Genomic DNA, 17,344 nt, shown 5'->3' with positions numbered 1-17,344 from the left:
CAGCTTATACGGGTACTTCGGTACCCGTATTTGCTTTTACGCAATAAAAAAAAGCGCTGTTGCACAATGAACTATTTAGTCCATTGTGCAACAGCCCCTTTTATTTTTTATTTATTTAGCATATTCTATAGCTCGAGTTTCTCTAATAACATTTACCTTTATCTGACCAGGATACTCTAGTTCTTTTTCAATCCTTTTTACAATATCACGCGCCAGTTGTACGGTAGTAAGGTCATCTACCTCTTCAGGCTTTACTATTATACGTATCTCTCTTCCTGCTTGAATAGCATAAGATTTTTCCACACCTTCAAATGAATTTGCTATCCCCTCTAATTTTTCAAGCCGTTTAATATATGCTTCCAGCGTTTCTTTTCGAGCACCAGGCCTGGCTGCAGAAATAGCATCCGCTGCTTGAACAAGAACTGCCTCAACCGTTTTTGGCTCTACATCATTATGATGAGCCTCAATTGCATGGATGACACCAGGTGATTCCCGATAAGTTCTGGCAAGCTCTGTGCTTATAGCTATATGAGACCCCTCCATTTCCTGGTCAATAGCCTTACCTATATCGTGCAAGAGCCCTGCCCGTTTAGCCAGATTTACATCTGCCCCCAGCTCAGCTGCCATTAGGCCTGCTAACTGAGCAACCTCTATAGAATGCTTTAATACATTTTGCCCATAACTGGTCCTGTATTTCAAACGACCTAACATCTTGATAAGTTCTGGATGCAGTCCATGCACACCAGTCTCTATTGCGGCCTGTTCTCCTTCTTCCCTTATTTTATTCTCCATCTCTTTACGGGCTTTTTCAACCATTTCTTCAATTCTTGCAGGGTGGATACGTCCATCACTTATGAGTTTTTCCAATGCTATTCTTGCAATTTCTCGACGAATTGGATCAAATCCAGATAATATAACAGCTTCAGGTGTATCATCAATAATAAGGTCAACGCCTGTCAATGTCTCAAGAGTACGGATATTTCTTCCCTCTCTTCCAATAATACGACCTTTCATTTCATCATTCGGTAAAGAGACAACGGAAACTGTAGTCTCAGCTGCCTGATCTACCGCACACCTTTGAATAGCAGAGGCAATAATTTCCCTTGCTTTTTTCTCAGCTTCTTCTTTAGCATTATTTTCTACTTCTTTAATCATAGCGGCCGCTTCTCTTTTAACGTCCTCTTGAATTTCATTTAGCAACTGTTCTTTTGCCTGCTCTGCTGTCATACCTGCAATTCTCTCTAACTCGGCCAGTTTTTCATTATAAAGAGATGTAATCCTCTCTTCTATTTTTTGGATTTCATTTTTCTTTTTATTTAAGCTTTCATCTCTTTGATTTAAACTCTCTTCCTTTTTATCAAGCAGTTCTTCGCGCTGTAAAAGTCTTCTTTCAAGCCTTTGAAGTTCATTTCTCCTGTCTTTAATCTCTTTATCTAATTCCACTCTAAGGCGGTGAACCTCATCCTTAGCTTCTAAAAGCATTTCCCTTTTAGTTGTTTCAGCTTTCTTTTCAGCTTCAATAATCAGCCTTTTGGCCTCATCTTCTGCACTTTTTATTTTTGACTCAGCAGTATATTTTCTTATAAAATATCCAACACAAAAAGCTACAATTACTGCAATGATTAAATATATATATAATATTATCCTTGCCACCTCCTTCATGCCAAAATAAACTACATCTAAATTAATTCTATTACTAAAAAAATAAAGTGTCAAGTAATATATCAACCTCTTTCATTGACACTTATAAAAATCATATTAACTTCTTAATAGACTCATCTATGGCCTGTATAGAAAAGCCTTTATTTATTAAATATTTTTTAATTTTCATAAGTTTTACCTTATCACTAAGATCAACTGATTTAAATTTCTTACCTATTATTTTTAAAACAGCATCTACCTCACTGTATTCAGCATATTCCTCAAGAATCTTAGAAATAATACTTTTATCTACCCCTTTTTTTATGAGCTTTGAAAATACCATTTTTTTACTGTCACCTTTAACAGATAAGTAATAATCGATATATAGCTCAGTATATTTTTCGTCATCAATATAACCCAGAACTGTTAAATAATCTATTACTTCGCTAATATCATTTCCTTCATATTTTTTGCCCTTTAATTTAGTTTCAAGTTCATACCTCGTATGGGGTGTTTTTAAGTAATTTAAAGCATAATTTAGCACTTCGTAATTCATAAGATGCCACCTAATTGCTCATTATTCATCTACTTCATTAATTTCATTGTCACTGGCTGATTTGATAGCATTAAATGCAATATTAAAATTTTCTTTTATCTGATTTTCTATTTCTTTTGCAACCTCTTTGTTTTCTTTTAAATATTGTTTGGCATTTTCTCTACCTTGTCCTATCTTGTTGTTTTTGTAAGAAAACCACGAACCACTTTTTGTTACAATGTTTAGATCAACCGCCATGTCAAGTATACTGCCCTCTTTGGATATTCCTTCACCATAAATTATGTCGAATTCAGCCTGCTTGAAGGGTGGTGCAACTTTATTTTTCACTATTTTAACCCTGGTACGATTGCCAATTATATCGTTACCCTGTTTTATATTATCAATTTTCCGTACATCCATCCTTATGCTAGAATAAAATTTTAAAGCCCGTCCACCAGGTGTAGTTTCAGGGTTTCCAAACATTATACCCACTTTTTCTCTTAGCTGATTTATAAATATAACAACAGCCTTTGATTTATTAATTGCCCCTGCTAATTTCCTTAATGCCTGAGACATAAGCCTTGCCTGTAACCCTACATGGGAATCACCCATTTCACCATCAATTTCAGCTTTGGGTACAAGCGCAGCCACAGAGTCAATTACTATTACATCCACAGCACCACTTCTTACAAGAGCCTCAGCAATTTCCAGAGCTTCTTCTCCGGTATCTGGTTGAGAAACAAGAAGAGAATCAATATCAATTCCTAAATTTTTTGCATAAGTTGGGTCAAGTGCGTGCTCTGCATCAATAAAAGCAGCGATCCCACCAATTTTTTGTGCCTCTGCAATGATGTGTAGAGCTATGGTTGTTTTACCAGAAGATTCGGGACCATAGATCTCTACCACGCGCCCACGAGGAACGCCACCAACACCTAACGCAACATCGAGACATATAGAGCCCGTTGGTATTACGTCACTGCTCATAAAGGATGGATTCTGCCCAAGTTTCATTATTGAACCCTTTCCAAATTGCTTTTCAATTTGCCCTATAGCCATTTCCAGAGCTTTTTCCTTTTCAATCATTTCATTTACCTGAATAAATATCAGGTAATCCTCCTCTCACATATATTTAATTAAATATTTTCTCAGTTCATTTAATGCAGCCAATGAAGCAAAATTTTTAATCCATAATCGGTTTCCCTTTGAATTGAATTCATATGTCTTATCACCATATAGAGAACTGATTCCAATATAGAAAAGACCAACAGGTTTGTCTTCAACTGAATCAGGGCCAGCAATTCCAGTTACAGATAGCCCTATATCAGACATAGCTTTTTTTCTTATGCCCTTAGCCATAGCCATGGCCGTTTCATGACTTACAGCACCGAATTGTTCTATGACATCAGGGCAGATCCCAAGCTCTTTTATTTTAGCATCAATAGAATATGTTACCTCGCTTAATATAAGTGACCTTGAAATTCCACTAACATCAGTTAAAAGGTTTGTTATATTGCCACCTGTGCAAGATTCAGCAATCGAAATTGTAATGTTCTTATTTATAAGCATCGTTCCTACAGCCAGTGGGAGGGTATCATTATCTATCCCATAGATATATTCCCCTATCCGATCACGTATCATCTTTTCGGTCTCCTCTATCATCTCTAATGCCTCATTATTATCAGATGCTTTTGCTGTTATTCTTAATGTAACCTCACCTTTCCCAACTAGTGGTGCAATTGTAGGATTAGTCTGTCTTTCAATCAGATCTTTTATCATTTCCTCTGTCTTTGATTCACTTAGCCCAAATATTTTTAATACCCGTGATTTGATTACACCTGATTTGTCTTTTTTCGAGAGAAGATATGGTTCGACCGTCTCCTTAAACATTGGCTGTAATTCATTTGGTGGACCAGGTAGCACAATAAATATTTTTGAGTCTCTTTCTATTATACACCCAGAAGCTGTACCATTTCTATTTGGTATTAATTTACTTCCTTCAGGAAAAAGCCATTGTTTTTTATTACTTGATGGCATTTCTCTTGAATGGAAGTGTTCAATTACACGAGACTTTGCTTGCTCATACTCAACCATAGGAAGATTAAGAAACTGTGCTATCGTTTCCTTTGTAAGGTCATCTTCTGTAGGGCCCAGTCCCCCTGTTGTTATAATCAGATCTGAACGTTCCGATGCAATTTTAAGGACATCAAGTAATCTATATCTGTTATCTCCTACCGCAGTGTGAAAATATATATCTATTCCAATTTCTGCTGACTCCTGTGATATAAATTGGGCATCTGTATTGCATATCTGACCTAATAATAATTCGGTACCTACTGATATTATTTCTCCTTTCATTTTTCATCCTTCCTTTTATGTCAAATATTATATATTAATTTTCTTGACTTATATATATAATCTATCCCTGATATTATAGTGATAATAAGTGCAACAAACATAGCAATTGTACTGAATGGTATGTTTATCAAGTAGAAAGGATAATTGTTCAGCATTAAAGAACAGATAGCTATCATTTGTGCGATAGTTTTCAATTTCCCAAGATTGCTGGCTGAAATTATTATCCCCTCAGTCAACGCTATCATCCTGATCCCTGTTACTATAAATTCTCGTCCTATGATTATAATAGCAACCCACGCTGGTAACCTTCCAATTTCTACAAGCATTATAAGTGTAGCTGTAATTAAAAGTTTGTCAGCTATTGGGTCAATTAGTTTACCAAATTTTGTTATTTCATTTCTTGTTCTGGCTATATATCCATCTAGCTCATCAGTAATGGCTGCAATTATAAACAGTACCGCCGAGATGACATATCCATTTTTCGAGCCTGACAGCATAAATATAATTATAATCGGCACCAACAGTATCCTTATTAATGTCAACTTATTAGCTAGTCCCATCCTCTTCATAATATTCCCCTTCCAAATCATAAACATAGGCTCTCCTTGTTATTGCTTTTACAAATTGCCCTGGAGTTAAATTGACTTTACTGTTTACATAAAATATGCCATCTACCTCAGGGGCCTGGCCAAAGTACCTTCCCATGTATTTACCATTAGATATCTTTTTTTCAATCAATACCTCGTAAACATTATTGATTCTATTTTGATTTCTACTATAGGAAATATCTCTCTGAGTTATCATAACCTTTTGCTTCCTCTGAATTTTAATCTGTTGCTTAATCTGATCCGGTAAATCAAATGCTTCCGTGCCCTCTTCTCTTGAATATGCAAAAGTACCTACGTTGTCAAACTCCATTTCATTGATAAAATCTAACAACTCATTAAACTCCCTGTCGCTCTCACCAGGATATCCAACCATTAGTGTAGTCCGTAATACAATATCTGGAATATTTTCCCTGAGCCTATTGATTATTGAAATTAAATTGTTTTTAGACGAATCACGGTGCATACTTTTTAATATCCTGTTGCTACAATGTTGAATGGGCATATCGAGATAATGACATACTTTGGGCTGGTCTTTAATTGTTTCTATAAGTTTATCTGTTATGGCTTCTGGATAACAATACATAAGCCTTATCCACTTAATACCATCAATTTCACCAAGAGCCTCAAGAAGGTCGGTAATAGCATACCTGTGGTATATATCTATTCCATATCTGGAGGTATCTTGTGCCACCAAAATAATTTCTTTGACCCCTCTTCTTGACAGATGCCGCACCTCTTTCACTATATTTTCAATGGTTCTACTTCTATATTTGCCCTTGATGGCTGGTATGGTACAAAAACTGCAATTATTATTGCATCCTTCCGAAATCTTAATATAAGCCATATAAGATGGTGTTGACAGTATCCTTGGATACTCTTCTATATTTATATTATCTTTTATACAACACAGTCTTTTTGAATCGCCAATAGATTCAATAGCTCTAATTATATCTTCAGGATTCGAGCTTGACACAATTGCGTCTATTTCCGGCATTTCGTGTAATAATTCATCTCTGTACCTTTCAACCATACAACCAGTTACTAATAGGTATTTTAATTTACCATTCTCCTTGAGCCTTCCAGTGTTGATAATATATTGTATTGATTCCGATGTAGCATCAGAAATAAAGCCACATGTGTTAATAATAGCTATATCTGCGTTGTTTATATCACCTGTTAGTGTATAACCAAGCTTTTGAGCCGCATAAATTATATGTTCTGATTCAACAAGATTTTTTGAACACCCCAGTGATATAACGCATATTTTTTGTTCCAATAATTAACCTCTCCCCTCGGAATTAAAAAATTTCTGCCATTGTTCTCTGGTTATAAGGACCTCACGCGGTTTGCCATTATCATATTTGCTAACAAACCCCAATTCCTCCATTTGTTCTATTATTCTTGCTGCTCTATTATATCCTATTCTTAATCTTCTTTGCAATAGAGAAGCAGACGCTTGATTGCTTTCGATAATTATTTCTACAGCTTTTGGGAGCAATTCATCGTAATCTTTTTCTCTTTTATCCTTTTGTCTATCTTCCTCAATTTCATCTTCTACGTTTTTATCATAATTTGCAGGATATCTTTCTTTTAAATAATTCACAACAGATTGTACCTCCTCTTCAGTAATAAAAGCACCCTGTACCCTTATTGGTTTATTTACACCTATAGGCATATAGAGCATATCACCTTTACCTAACAATTTTTCTGCCCCTGCAATATCAAGTATGGTTCTAGAGTCAATATGTGACGAAACAGCAAAAGAAATTCTTGATGGTATGTTTGCTTTAATTATTCCTGTTATTACATTAACTGAAGGCCTTTGTGTAGCTATTATCAAATGTATACCTGCAGCACGGGCCATCTGGGCCAATCTGCATATATAATCCTCTACCTCTGCAGGTGATACCATCATAAGATCAGATAATTCATCGATAATTATTGCTATCTTAGGCATATATTTATCAGGTTCATTTGCATAAAGTTTGTTATATCCATCTATATCACGTACGTTATTTTCTGCAAATACCTTATATCTGTTAATCATCTCTTGAACAGCCCAGTTTAAAGCCTGTGCAGCTTTCACAGGATCCGTAACAACAGGTATCAAAAGATGGGGTATACCATTGTATATGCCCAGCTCAACAACCTTGGGATCGATTAATATAAGTCTCACCTGATTGGGTGATGATTTGTACAGCAAGCTTATAATAATCGTATTCAAACAAACGCTTTTCCCTGAACCTGTAGCACCTGCGATTAAAAGATGCGGCATAGATGATAAATCTCCAATTACATTATTACCCGTTATATCCTTGCCTAAGGCAAATGATAAATTTGAAGTGCTGTTTTGAAACTCTTTACTTGATAATACCTCTTTGATATACACTGGATTGATATTTTTATTAGGGACTTCAATACCAACTGCTGATTTACCAGGTATAGGTGCCTCTATTCTTATACCTTGCGTAGCCATAGCAAGAGCAATATCATCTTGCAGACTAAGTACTTTGCTAACTTTAACACCAGGACTCAATTGCAATTCATACCTTGTTACCGCAGGTCCATGATTTATTTGCATTACCTTTGCTTCTATACCGAAATTTAGTAAAGTTTGTTCAAGTACCCGCGCATTCTCTATATAATCCTGTCTTAAATCTTTTGATTTTTTCCCAGGGCTTCTCAAAAGATTTATATCCGGAGTATCATAATCAAATACTGAATTTACTATTTTAGAGTTATTATCTTTAATTTCTGGAGTGTGATCTTTGCTTTGATCCAAAAAATCTATAATCTTGATCCTTGTTTCCTCATCAGATACAGGTGATCTGCTTTTTTCATCTGAATAAACTTTTTCTTTGAGATCATGAGTCTCAGAGGTAGACGGAACCTCTTTTGTTGCTTTGCCTTTTTTTATAACAACATTATTAAAATATTCCTTTATATATTTCCTATCGACTGTTAGAGTTATACTGATCATTAGGCTTAATATTAACACTACATAGCTACCTGTATTCCCAAATAAAGATAACAATATATAACTCAAAAAACTACCTACTATGCCTCCACTTCTGTTTAAGTTTGGGGGAGAGATACAATTTTTAATATATCTATTAAATGATACTTGATAAGGAATATTATAGATATTAGCTAATAATAATAGATCTATATATATAACCACCAACAAATATAACTTATATTGATGTAAATTTAAACTTTTATATGTATATATATTATAAACACCTATGAGAATTAAAAGGACAGAAAACCCTATATCTCCTATTCCAAAAAGATATTTAAATGTTTTTCTGAAAAATTCTCCCATTAGACCTGTATCAAAGCTTAATATGCTTATGAAGATAAAAATAAATAAAATTAATAGCAGTAGGTGTACAAGGAGGATTGCTGTTTTGTTATATTTATCCTTCAAATTATATCTCACTCTCCTCCAAAATAATAAATGTGTCTTGCAACACATTTATTATATAATAAAAAAATATTAAGTTCCACCTCATAAATTTATTAAATCTTTCTTTTTTATAACAGTGCCTGGCGAAAAATATGGATTTAAGTAATCACTTGGGTTTAAAGAAAAAATATCAAAAATTCTATATTCTTCATCATTAATTTCTTCAAGTTTAAATATGACATTGTTTTTCCAAATCTCACAAAATTTCCTTTGTTTATATATATCCAAATATAAAATATCTAGCGGAACAATGGTATAATACATAATTTTCACCTCGATACAGTTGATGCAAAGTTTATCAGTTCTCTTAGCTTTTTAAGAGCATTATCTATTCCGCCTACTTCATCTATAAGTTTACATTCTACAGCTTCTTTGCCTATTAATATTGTACCAACATCTGTAGCTAATTCACCGGTTTTAAGCATTAAATTTAAAAATTTTTCACGTGTTATTCCTGAATTCCTCACGATGAAATCCACTACCCTGTCCTGCATCTTATTGAAATACTCAAAAGTTTGTGGAACCCCTATAATCAAACCATTCATCCTGATTGGATGAATTGTCATGGAGGCGCTTGGAACGATAAAGGAATAGTCTGTAGAAACTGCGAGCGGTACACCAATGCTATGTCCACCACCCACAACGATAGATACTGTAGGTTTAGAAAGTGATGATATTATTTCTGCAATCGCAAGACCCGCTTCAACGTCTCCTCCTACAGTATTTAACACAACAAGCAATCCCTTAATATTTGGATTTTCATCTATCCCAATAAGTTGTGGTATTATGTGTTCATACTTTGTAGTCTTATTTTGCGGAGGTAGAATAAGATGACCTTCTATTTGTCCTATAATAGACAAACAGTAAATATCGCTTTGAAAATTTGGGAGATTAGAAACCCCAAATTGATTTATATTATTGCTAACCGGATTTTCTTCAGTGTTAACTTCATTAATTGAGCTATCTTGCATATCATTCATTTTTCATTAACCCCTCTTAAGGTCATTTTTTAGTTTTTGGATTAAATATTACTGACATTAAATATCCAAAGATGATGGCGGCCCCAATGCCACCCGATGTTGCAGTAAGGCCTCCCGTAAAAGCGCCAAGTAGGCCATCTTTCTTCACTGCTTTTATAGCACCCTGCGCTAAACTGTGCCCAAATCCGGTTAGTGGAATTGTAGCACCGGCACCACCTATGTCAACAATTTTTTGATATATGCCCAGCGCGCTTAATATAGCGCCGGCGGTTACATATATAACCAGTATTCTACCTGATGTTAATTTGGTTGTATCCATCAATATCTGAGCTATTACACATGCAATCCCGCCAATAATAAAAGCAAGTAAATACTCCATAATGTCTCCTCCGTTAATCCAGTGTTCTCTGAATTGTCACAGCGTGAGCGATTCCTGGTATGGATTCACCTTGTAACGTACTTGTTGGAGATAATAGAGCACCGGTAGACATAAACAATACCCTATTATATTTACCCTTTAGAATCTCTTTTATTAAATACCCATTTAGCACAGCCGCTGAACAACCACATCCACTGGCACCTGCATGAGTATCCTGTTTTTCTGTATCAAAAATTTTCAAACCACTATCTGTAAATCTATCACTAATGTCCAAATTTACTTTTTCTAAAAGTTTTAATGTAAGGTCCACACCTATCTTGCCAAGATCGCCAGAAATTATCAAATCATAGTCACTTTGTTTGAAACCAGTATCGTCAAAGTGTGCTTTTATGGTATCAGCTGCAGCAGGTGCCATTGCTGCACCCATATTAAACTGGTCTTTTATACCAAGGTCAACCACTCTTCCATTAGTTACATAAGTAATATATGGACCATTCCCTTTCGAGGTATCTCCTAAAATTGTTGCGCCAGCTCCCGTTACAGTCCATGTGGATGTTAAAGGTCTTTGAGTTCCAAGTTCCAACGGGAATCTGTATTGTCTTTCTGCTGAAGAAAAGTGGCTCGATGTAGCCGCTACAACATAATCGGCAAAGCCGCCATCAACAAGCATTGCCGCAAGGCTTAAAGATTCGGCCATTGTAGAACAAGCGCCAAATAATCCTATATATGGAATCTGAATCTCTCTTGCCATAAAGCTGGAGGATATTATTTGATTTAATAAATCACCTGCCAGTACATAGTTTATATCATCAACAGTAAGATTTGCCTTTTTTATCGCTAATTTTATAGTTTCCTGTAGCATCTTACACTCTGCTTTTTCCCATGATTTTTCGCCAAACATATCATCCTCAAGCACCTGATCAAAATACACACCTAATGGTCCCTGTCCCTCTTTTGGTCCTACAATAGAAGCAAACGATAAAATCGAAGGCGGATTTTGTAATTTTACTGTCTGCTTACCTATTCTTTTTGTCATTGTCTACACTCCTAAAGCTCTAATAAATAGTATATAATCCCTATTACAATTGAGGAAGCAACCCCATATACAATTACAGGCCCAGCTATAGTAAACATTTTAGCACCAACACCAAATACATATCCCTCTCTTTTAAATTCCATTGCTGGTGCCACTATTGAATTAGCAAAACCAGTAATCGGCACAACAGAACCTGCCCCTGCATATTTACCGATCAAATCGTATATGCCTATCCCTGTTAAGAACGCACCAATAAATACCATTACTATTGATGTAGACGTTCCAGCCTGGAGAGGGTCCATACCAAGGGACTCAAAGTAATTTAAAAAAATTTGTCCAATGTCACAAATTAATCCACCAAATATAAAGGCCAGTATGCAGTTTCTTAAAATAGTTGGTCTTGGTACGGATCTCTTTACTATTTTTTGATAATCTTTTTTTAAGCCTATATCATTATTCCTAAGCACGGTAGTATCATCCTTTTCGATCAAATGAGCATTGTTTAGATGCTCATTTGATCATTATCGTCGACTTTGAAAGCAACTTGAACATTTGCCTTATATTCAACAATATTGCCATCTTTAACATTTGCAGTTTGGTTTGTAACCTCGATTCCTGAAATATTACCTACAGTTTTTGACGCCTCTTTTACAGCATTTTTAATTGCATCATCCCAACTTTGCTTTGATTCGCCCACCAAATTTAATACTTTAACAATAGCCATATTGTAACCTCCTTGATTATTGTTTGAGCTTTTTTATAAACAAACAATGCATCTTCAGGTATTTTCGAATTTACATTATTTATATATAGATACAAACCTAAAAAAATTAACATTGTTACAGCCAATGCAATAAATCTGTACAAATTAAATTTAACTACTTTCATATGCATCACCTGTCCAATGTTATTATGTATCATCAAACGTAATTTAATTCATTTTTAATTTTATTTAAGACACTTTTTTCAATCCTTGAAACCTGCACCTGTGATATACCCATTATTTGTGAGACCTGAGACTGTGTCATGTCTTTAAAATATCTTAATATAATAATCTGCCTTTCACGTGCTTCCAATTTATTTATAGCTTCTTTTAAAGCTAAACTATTAATAATATCTGTTTCATTGTAATTATCACTGATTTTATCCAGCAGCGTATCTTCATCATTCTCTTGATTAAATGACTCATTCAATGACAATGGTTGATTTTCACTGTTTAAAACCAGAACCAGTTCCTCTAACTTCATGTTCAAATGTTCGGCCAGTTCATTAACCGTTGGTTCTCTTCCCAACATGTATGTTAACTCTTCGCTTGCATATTTTACCTTTAAATATTTTTCTTTTGTCGAGCGACCCACTTTTATTATATTGTCATCTCTTAAAAATCTTTTAATTTCACCTATAATCATAGGAACTGCATAAGTAGAAAACTTTACTCCATAACTCACATCAAAACGCTTTATTGCTTTTAAAAGTCCTGTACACCCAATCTGGAACAAATCTTCCTCCTCATACCCTCTACCCAGAAATCTTTTTACTATACCCTTTACGAGACCAATATTATTTTTAATTAGTTGTTCTTGTGCTGTTTTATCGTTGCTTTGGGCTCTTTTAATAAGTTCTAAATTGTTATTCTCCATTTTTATCACCAATTATTTTTTGGTACTTATCAATTTTGTCATTATAACAGTTGTACCTTCTCCTATCTTTGAAATAACGTCCAGATTGTCCATGAAACTTTCCATAATAGTAAACCCCATTCCAGACCTGTCTAAATCAGGCCTTGATGTATAAAGGGGTTGCCTTGCCATCTTAACGTCTTCTATTCCTTTACCCTTATCTTTGATAACGACAGTCAACTTATTGTCATTGATTTCTGCATCCATATAGATAATTCCTATTTCGTTCTCATATCCATGTATTATGGCATTTGTTACAGCTTCTGACACTGCCGTTTTGATATCAGAAAGTTCCTCTAAGGTTGGGTCCATTGGTGTCACAAATGCAGATATAACCATTCTTGCAAATGATTCATTCTGAGAATAACTTGGAAACTCAAGATGCATCCTATTGTTCATTTTAACTACCTCCCGGCATATTCTTTGGCTTTTTTCAGGCTATCAAAGGTCCTAATTATTTTATAAATACCAGACATCTCTAAGACCCTTTTGATATGACTATTATCTACAACATAAACATGCCCATCAATAGCCTTAATTTTTTTGTATCGACCTAATATTAATCCTATCCCAGAACTGTCCATAAAATCGACATTTTTAAAATCAAGTATCAAATTCTTAGTGTGTTGTTTAATGATAGCTTCATCAATCCTCTCCTTTATAATTTCCGAATTATGATGATCTATTTCTCCATTTAGGCTTACTATTAAAAAATTCTTCTCTTTTTCAATTTTAAAGTCCATGCTATCGCCTCCTCTTATAATATTCTATATTTAACAAAATTTTCCTTCTTGTGTTTTAAAAAAAAGAGGTATACACCTCTCAAAAAGTCAGCCAGCACTTATATATCTTTTTAATAATATTAGAAAACGTAGCCTTCTGTATATCAACTTCTGTTGTTAATGGAATTTCTTGAATTACTTCTCCCTTATTTTTGATTATAATTTTGCCAATTTCATAGCCTACCTTGGCAGGAGCTACTATTTTATCTACCAGTTCAACACTACTTACAATATTACCACCTTCACCTTTTTTAATAAGAATTGAAATATCCTTTGGTATCCTAATCTCATAAATGTTGATACTTCCCTTTTCCACATTTATCTTTCCAACTAGGTCACCCTTTTTAAAAAGGTTATATGTTTCATAATTGGCAAAACCATAATCTAAGAGCTTAATTGTTTCACCAAATCTTGTTTTAGAATCTGGTGCACCAAATAATACTGCAATTAAACGAGTATTACCAACTTTTTTTGTTGCAGATAAGCAATATTTTGCTTCTTCTGTCGAACCGGTTTTTAGTCCATCAGCTCCATATGTCCTTATTAACTTGTTTGTGTTTGCTAAACCAAATTTCCCTTCTCTTAAGGTATCCATCCAAATTGATGTATACTTTAATATTGATGGATGTTCATTAATCAATTTCATAGAGATTATAGCAGTATCATAAACAGAAGTATAATGGTTATCCGTTGGTAAGCCTGTCACATTAACAAAGTGTGTATCCTTAAGTCCCCATTTGCTGACCGCATCATTCATCATTTCTACAAATAGTTGCTCACTGCCTGCAATATATTCTGCCAGTGCAACTGCAGCATCATTCGCTGAAGCTATTGTTATTGCCTTTATCAAATCTTCTACTGACATCTCTTCCCCCGGTGCCAGATAAACCTGAGAGCCACCCATACTACTGGCATATTCACTTACTCTTACCATATCATCTAACTTAATCTTACCTGAATCAATAGCCTCCATTATAAGATATAAGGTCATTATCTTTGTAACACTAGCAGGAGCAAGGCGTTCATGTATATTCTTTTCATATAAGACTGTTCCCGTGTCAGAATCCATTAAAATTGCTGACTTAGCATTAACGTCAAAAGGTATGCTTCCTGATAGATTTTGATCATCAAAAGCAAATACACTGTTGAAGTTGCTAAAAAGTAACACAGCAATAAGCATCAATATTGCATAATGCTTTTTCATAAAAATACCCTCCTTCTGAGGTTAGATTAACCAGAAAGGAGGATGTTTATACAATACGTGCTTTAATTTTAAGCATTTTTAGCTAAAATAAAGTTTTAGGATCAACATATTCATACCCAAGAGAATCTGCCACTCCTTTATATGTTACTTTCCCAAAATATACGTTTAATCCCCTCATCAATGCCATATTGTCTTTCAATGCCGTTTCATAACCTTTATTGGCTAATTCAAGGGCATATTTTAACGTAGCGTTGGTAAGGGCAAGGGTTGATGTACGCGGCACAGCACCTGGCATATTAGCCACAGAGTAATGAACTACATTATATTTTATAAAGTATGGATTGGCATGAGTTGTAATCCTATCTATCGTCTCTACCGACCCACCCTGATCTATGGCAACATCCACTATAACAGAACCAGGTTTCATTTCTTTAACCATATATTCTTTGACCAGTTTTGGTGCTTTACTTCCTGGTATCAATACTGCTCCTATAACAAGGTCAGCATCTTTGACTGCCTCTTCAATATTATATTCATTGGAAACAAGTGTAGTAATTCTTCCTCCAAATATATCATCTAAATATGCAAGTCTTGATGTATTAATATCAAGCACAGTTACCTTCGCACCCATACCTACAGCTATTTTAGCCGCATTTGTGCCGACATTTCCGCCACCTATGATTGTTACATTGCCTTGCTCTACTCCTGGTACGCCGCTGAGTAAAATTCCACGACCACCATTCACTTTTTCAAGTAGCCATGCACCAACCTGTACAGACATTCTGCCTGCAATTTCACTCATGGGTGATAGGAGAGGTAACGCACCATTATCCAGTTGTACCGTCTCGTAAGCAATTCCAACTATGTTTTTCTCAAGTAAAGCTCTTGTTTGCTCTGGGTCTGGTGCAAGATGGAGATAGGTGAATAATACCTGCCCTTCATGAAAATAATCATATTCAGCGGGTTGTGGTTCTTTTACTTTAATTATCATTTCAGCCTTATCAAAAACTTCCTTCGGAGTATCAAGAATTTCAGCACCAGCTTTTGCATACTCTTCATCGGTGAAACCACTTCCAGCCCCGGCCGACTTTTCTATAAATACTCTATGACCTGCGTTTGTAAATGCTTTCACACCTGCTGGGGTTATAGCTACCCTGTTCTCTTCTGCTTTAATCTCTTTTGGTATACCAATTATCATATAATTTCATCCCCCTTACAAAATTTACATTATCATAATAACATAAAAACAATCAAAATTCTATATGAATTTTAAGCTATTTATCAAAGTCGCTGAGTTTCTTTGAACCCAGTTTCTTTAATACATCCGTGAAATGTTCCGGCAATGGGGCACTAAATTCCATATATCTCCCATATGCAGGATGAATAAATCCAATTTTATGTGCATGAAGAAGTTGGCCATTAATACCAAATTCATTTTTTTTCTTTCCATAAAGTTTATCACCAACAATAGGATGGCCAATATAAGCCAAATGAACCCTTATCTGATGAGTTCTTCCCGTCTTTATATTTAACTTTAAAAAGGTATACCCATTTAGTCTTTCAATGACATTATAAGTGGTCACTGCCTCTTTACCATTTTCAACAACTGCCATTTTCTTTCGTTCTTTTGGATTTCGACCTATCATAGTATGTATTGTACCCATATCATCTTTAACTACACCGTCTACTAGAGCTAAATAAGTTTTATTGACCAAATGATTTTTAAGCTGTTCTGCCAACCCTTTATGTGAAATATCATTCTTTGCAACTATAATAAGACCTGTGGTATCCTTATCAAGTCTATGTACTATGCCCGGCCTAACAACACCATTTACAGTGGATAAGTTTTTTGTCTTATAAAGTAAAGCATTAACCAATGTACCACTATAGTTCCCAGGTGCAGGATGTACAACCATATTCTTAGGTTTATTAACCACAATTAAATCATCGTCTTCATAGATTATATCTATTGGTATATCTTCTGCCACCAATTTTAGTTCTTCAACCGGTGGTATATCTATACTTATATTATCGCCTGATTTAACCTTTTCACTTGCTTTTATAACTTTATCATTTATTCTTACAAGTTTTTCTTTGATTAATTTTTGTATATATGTCCGACTAAAATTCGTCTTAAGTGCCAAAAATTGATCTACCCTTATATCATTGAGATCTGATTGGATAATCATATCATCACCTTATTTTTTATCACTTAAAAAAATAAATACTGCCAGCAATATTGAACCAGTAACGATGAACATATCAGCAACATTGAATACAGGCCAATAAATAATGTGGATAAAATCAATAACATAACCTAATCTTACCCTGTCAATTAGATTACCCACCGCTCCTCCTAATATAAACGAAAGTGCAAGTTTTGCATAAAACTGACCGGGTACGTTAATCAAGAGATACACCAGAGCAATAGTAACCATTAATGTAATAATAATAAAAAAAAGTGTCTGATTCTGAAGTATGCCAAATGCCGCCCCTTTATTTTTTACAAGAGTAAATTCCAGTATTGTACCCAATATATGACATGAATTTCCGTTAGATAAATAGGTGACCATATAATGTTTTGATAATTGATCAATTAGTATGATAATTATAGCAATCACAAAGTACATGAATTTACCTCCCATATAATAATAAAAAAAGAGGCATTTGCCTCAC

21 protein-coding genes are annotated in these 17,344 nt (G+C 34.7%); all 21 read right to left on the bottom strand.

The window, feature by feature from the left end:
* Positions 1-111: 111 nt before the first annotated feature.
* Positions 112-1,662: a ribonuclease Y gene (gene rny / locus FWJ32_RS07390; RefSeq protein ID WP_149545314.1), complete on the bottom strand. Its 1,551-nt coding sequence runs from the start codon at positions 1,660-1,662 to the stop codon at positions 112-114.
* Between the two features lie 91 nt (positions 1,663-1,753).
* Positions 1,754-2,197 carry a regulatory protein RecX gene (locus tag FWJ32_RS07385; protein ID WP_149545313.1) on the bottom strand — a complete coding sequence of 148 codons (444 nt, stop codon included), beginning with the start codon at positions 2,195-2,197 and terminating at the stop codon, positions 1,754-1,756.
* Between the two features lie 21 nt (positions 2,198-2,218).
* Complete coding sequence (gene recA, locus FWJ32_RS07380) at positions 2,219-3,259, bottom strand: recombinase RecA (RefSeq protein WP_149545312.1); 1,041 nt, start codon at positions 3,257-3,259, stop codon at positions 2,219-2,221.
* 36 nt (positions 3,260-3,295) lie between these two features.
* Positions 3,296-4,531 carry a competence/damage-inducible protein A gene (locus FWJ32_RS07375; RefSeq protein WP_149545311.1) on the bottom strand — a complete coding sequence of 412 codons (1,236 nt, stop codon included), beginning with the start codon at positions 4,529-4,531 and terminating at the stop codon, positions 3,296-3,298.
* Positions 4,532-4,551: 20 nt separating this feature from the next.
* Positions 4,552-5,100, bottom strand: a complete 549-nt coding sequence (pgsA, locus tag FWJ32_RS07370; protein WP_338028699.1) for a CDP-diacylglycerol--glycerol-3-phosphate 3-phosphatidyltransferase — start codon at positions 5,098-5,100, stop codon at positions 4,552-4,554.
* Entirely contained in the window at positions 5,078-6,415 is a 1,338-nt protein-coding gene (gene rimO, locus FWJ32_RS07365; protein WP_149545310.1) for a 30S ribosomal protein S12 methylthiotransferase RimO, read from the bottom strand. The genes pgsA and rimO overlap by 23 nt, the downstream gene beginning before the upstream one ends.
* A gap of 3 nt (positions 6,416-6,418) precedes the next feature.
* Positions 6,419-8,617: an FtsK/SpoIIIE family DNA translocase gene (locus tag FWJ32_RS07360; RefSeq protein WP_149545309.1), complete on the bottom strand. Its 2,199-nt coding sequence runs from the start codon at positions 8,615-8,617 to the stop codon at positions 6,419-6,421.
* 33 nt (positions 8,618-8,650) lie between these two features.
* Positions 8,651-8,872 (bottom strand): YlzJ-like family protein, encoded by a 222-nt coding sequence (locus FWJ32_RS07355; protein ID WP_149545308.1) that lies wholly within the window; start codon positions 8,870-8,872, stop codon positions 8,651-8,653.
* A gap of 5 nt (positions 8,873-8,877) precedes the next feature.
* Complete coding sequence (locus FWJ32_RS07350) at positions 8,878-9,579, bottom strand: ClpP family protease (RefSeq protein ID WP_149545325.1); 702 nt, start codon at positions 9,577-9,579, stop codon at positions 8,878-8,880.
* Positions 9,580-9,610: 31 nt separating this feature from the next.
* Positions 9,611-9,967 (bottom strand): stage V sporulation protein AE, encoded by a 357-nt coding sequence (spoVAE, locus tag FWJ32_RS07345; protein ID WP_149545307.1) that lies wholly within the window; start codon positions 9,965-9,967, stop codon positions 9,611-9,613.
* A 13-nt stretch (positions 9,968-9,980) separates the two neighbouring features.
* Positions 9,981-11,003, bottom strand: coding sequence for a stage V sporulation protein AD (gene spoVAD, locus FWJ32_RS07340; protein ID WP_149545306.1), 1,023 nt, complete (start codon positions 11,001-11,003; stop codon positions 9,981-9,983).
* An 11-nt stretch (positions 11,004-11,014) separates the two neighbouring features.
* Positions 11,015-11,470, bottom strand: coding sequence for a stage V sporulation protein AC (gene spoVAC / locus FWJ32_RS07335; protein WP_149545324.1), 456 nt, complete (start codon positions 11,468-11,470; stop codon positions 11,015-11,017).
* 35 nt (positions 11,471-11,505) lie between these two features.
* On the bottom strand, positions 11,506-11,727 hold the full coding sequence (locus FWJ32_RS07330) for a dodecin family protein (protein WP_149545305.1): 222 nt from the start codon (positions 11,725-11,727) through the stop codon (positions 11,506-11,508).
* Entirely contained in the window at positions 11,706-11,891 is a 186-nt protein-coding gene (locus FWJ32_RS07325; protein ID WP_149545304.1) for a hypothetical protein, read from the bottom strand. Before FWJ32_RS07325 ends, FWJ32_RS07330 begins: the two co-directional genes overlap by 22 nt.
* Positions 11,892-11,923: 32 nt before the next feature.
* Positions 11,924-12,643 (bottom strand): SigF/SigG family RNA polymerase sporulation sigma factor, encoded by a 720-nt coding sequence (locus FWJ32_RS07320; RefSeq protein ID WP_149545303.1) that lies wholly within the window; start codon positions 12,641-12,643, stop codon positions 11,924-11,926.
* Between the two features lie 12 nt (positions 12,644-12,655).
* The gene (spoIIAB, locus tag FWJ32_RS07315) at positions 12,656-13,081 is read right to left on the bottom strand and encodes an anti-sigma F factor (protein WP_149545302.1); all 426 of its coding nucleotides are present in this window, start codon (positions 13,079-13,081) and stop codon (positions 12,656-12,658) included.
* A 5-nt stretch (positions 13,082-13,086) separates the two neighbouring features.
* The gene (gene spoIIAA, locus FWJ32_RS07310; protein ID WP_149545301.1) at positions 13,087-13,425 is read right to left on the bottom strand and encodes an anti-sigma F factor antagonist; all 339 of its coding nucleotides are present in this window, start codon (positions 13,423-13,425) and stop codon (positions 13,087-13,089) included.
* 79 nt (positions 13,426-13,504) lie between these two features.
* Positions 13,505-14,668 carry a D-alanyl-D-alanine carboxypeptidase family protein gene (locus tag FWJ32_RS07305; RefSeq protein ID WP_238988818.1) on the bottom strand — a complete coding sequence of 388 codons (1,164 nt, stop codon included), beginning with the start codon at positions 14,666-14,668 and terminating at the stop codon, positions 13,505-13,507.
* Between the two features lie 82 nt (positions 14,669-14,750).
* Positions 14,751-15,866 (bottom strand): alanine dehydrogenase, encoded by a 1,116-nt coding sequence (gene ald, locus FWJ32_RS07300; protein ID WP_149545300.1) that lies wholly within the window; start codon positions 15,864-15,866, stop codon positions 14,751-14,753.
* Positions 15,867-15,942: 76 nt separating this feature from the next.
* Entirely contained in the window at positions 15,943-16,857 is a 915-nt protein-coding gene (locus FWJ32_RS07295; protein ID WP_149545299.1) for an RluA family pseudouridine synthase, read from the bottom strand.
* A gap of 9 nt (positions 16,858-16,866) precedes the next feature.
* A complete protein-coding gene (gene lspA, locus FWJ32_RS07290; RefSeq protein ID WP_149545298.1) occupies positions 16,867-17,298 on the bottom strand; it encodes a signal peptidase II in 432 nt (143 codons plus the stop codon).
* Between the last annotated feature and the right edge of the window lie 46 nt (positions 17,299-17,344).

It is taken from the genome of Calorimonas adulescens, assembly GCF_008274215.1.
GTDB classification, from domain to species: Bacteria; Bacillota; Thermoanaerobacteria; order Thermoanaerobacterales; family UBA4877; genus Calorimonas; species Calorimonas adulescens.
Note: the sequence above shows the minus strand (reverse complement) of the source record. Positions and strands in the feature narration are given on the sequence as shown.

Bases quoted from the DNA above. Each gene is read 5' to 3' on its own strand.
- FWJ32_RS07320 (WP_149545303.1), bottom strand. From the start codon at position 12,643: ATGGAGAATAACAATTTAGAACTTATTAAAAGAGCCCAAAGCAACGAT.
- pgsA (WP_338028699.1), bottom strand. From the start codon at position 5,100: ATGAAGAGGATGGGACTAGCTAATAAGTTGACATTAATAAGGATACTG.
- FWJ32_RS07295 (WP_149545299.1), bottom strand. From the start codon at position 16,857: ATGATTATCCAATCAGATCTCAATGATATAAGGGTAGATCAATTTTTG.
- FWJ32_RS07375 (WP_149545311.1), bottom strand. From the start codon at position 4,531: ATGAAAGGAGAAATAATATCAGTAGGTACCGAATTATTATTAGGTCAG.
- spoVAD (WP_149545306.1), bottom strand. From the start codon at position 11,003: ATGACAAAAAGAATAGGTAAGCAGACAGTAAAATTACAAAATCCGCCT.
- lspA (WP_149545298.1), bottom strand. From the start codon at position 17,298: ATGTACTTTGTGATTGCTATAATTATCATACTAATTGATCAATTATCA.
- recA (WP_149545312.1), bottom strand. From the start codon at position 3,259: ATGATTGAAAAGGAAAAAGCTCTGGAAATGGCTATAGGGCAAATTGAA.
- spoVAE (WP_149545307.1), bottom strand. From the start codon at position 9,967: ATGGAGTATTTACTTGCTTTTATTATTGGCGGGATTGCATGTGTAATA.
- spoIIAB (WP_149545302.1), bottom strand. From the start codon at position 13,081: ATGAACAATAGGATGCATCTTGAGTTTCCAAGTTATTCTCAGAATGAA.
- FWJ32_RS07305 (WP_238988818.1), bottom strand. From the start codon at position 14,668: ATGAAAAAGCATTATGCAATATTGATGCTTATTGCTGTGTTACTTTTT.
- ald (WP_149545300.1), bottom strand. From the start codon at position 15,866: ATGATAATTGGTATACCAAAAGAGATTAAAGCAGAAGAGAACAGGGTA.
- FWJ32_RS07330 (WP_149545305.1), bottom strand. From the start codon at position 11,727: ATGGCTATTGTTAAAGTATTAAATTTGGTGGGCGAATCAAAGCAAAGT.
- FWJ32_RS07385 (WP_149545313.1), bottom strand. From the start codon at position 2,197: ATGAATTACGAAGTGCTAAATTATGCTTTAAATTACTTAAAAACACCC.
- rny (WP_149545314.1), bottom strand. From the start codon at position 1,662: ATGAAGGAGGTGGCAAGGATAATATTATATATATATTTAATCATTGCA.
- FWJ32_RS07350 (WP_149545325.1), bottom strand. From the start codon at position 9,579: ATGCAAGATAGCTCAATTAATGAAGTTAACACTGAAGAAAATCCGGTT.
- FWJ32_RS07355 (WP_149545308.1), bottom strand. From the start codon at position 8,872: ATGTATTATACCATTGTTCCGCTAGATATTTTATATTTGGATATATAT.
- FWJ32_RS07360 (WP_149545309.1), bottom strand. From the start codon at position 8,617: ATGTGTTGCAAGACACATTTATTATTTTGGAGGAGAGTGAGATATAAT.
- FWJ32_RS07325 (WP_149545304.1), bottom strand. From the start codon at position 11,891: ATGAAAGTAGTTAAATTTAATTTGTACAGATTTATTGCATTGGCTGTA.
- spoIIAA (WP_149545301.1), bottom strand. From the start codon at position 13,425: ATGGACTTTAAAATTGAAAAAGAGAAGAATTTTTTAATAGTAAGCCTA.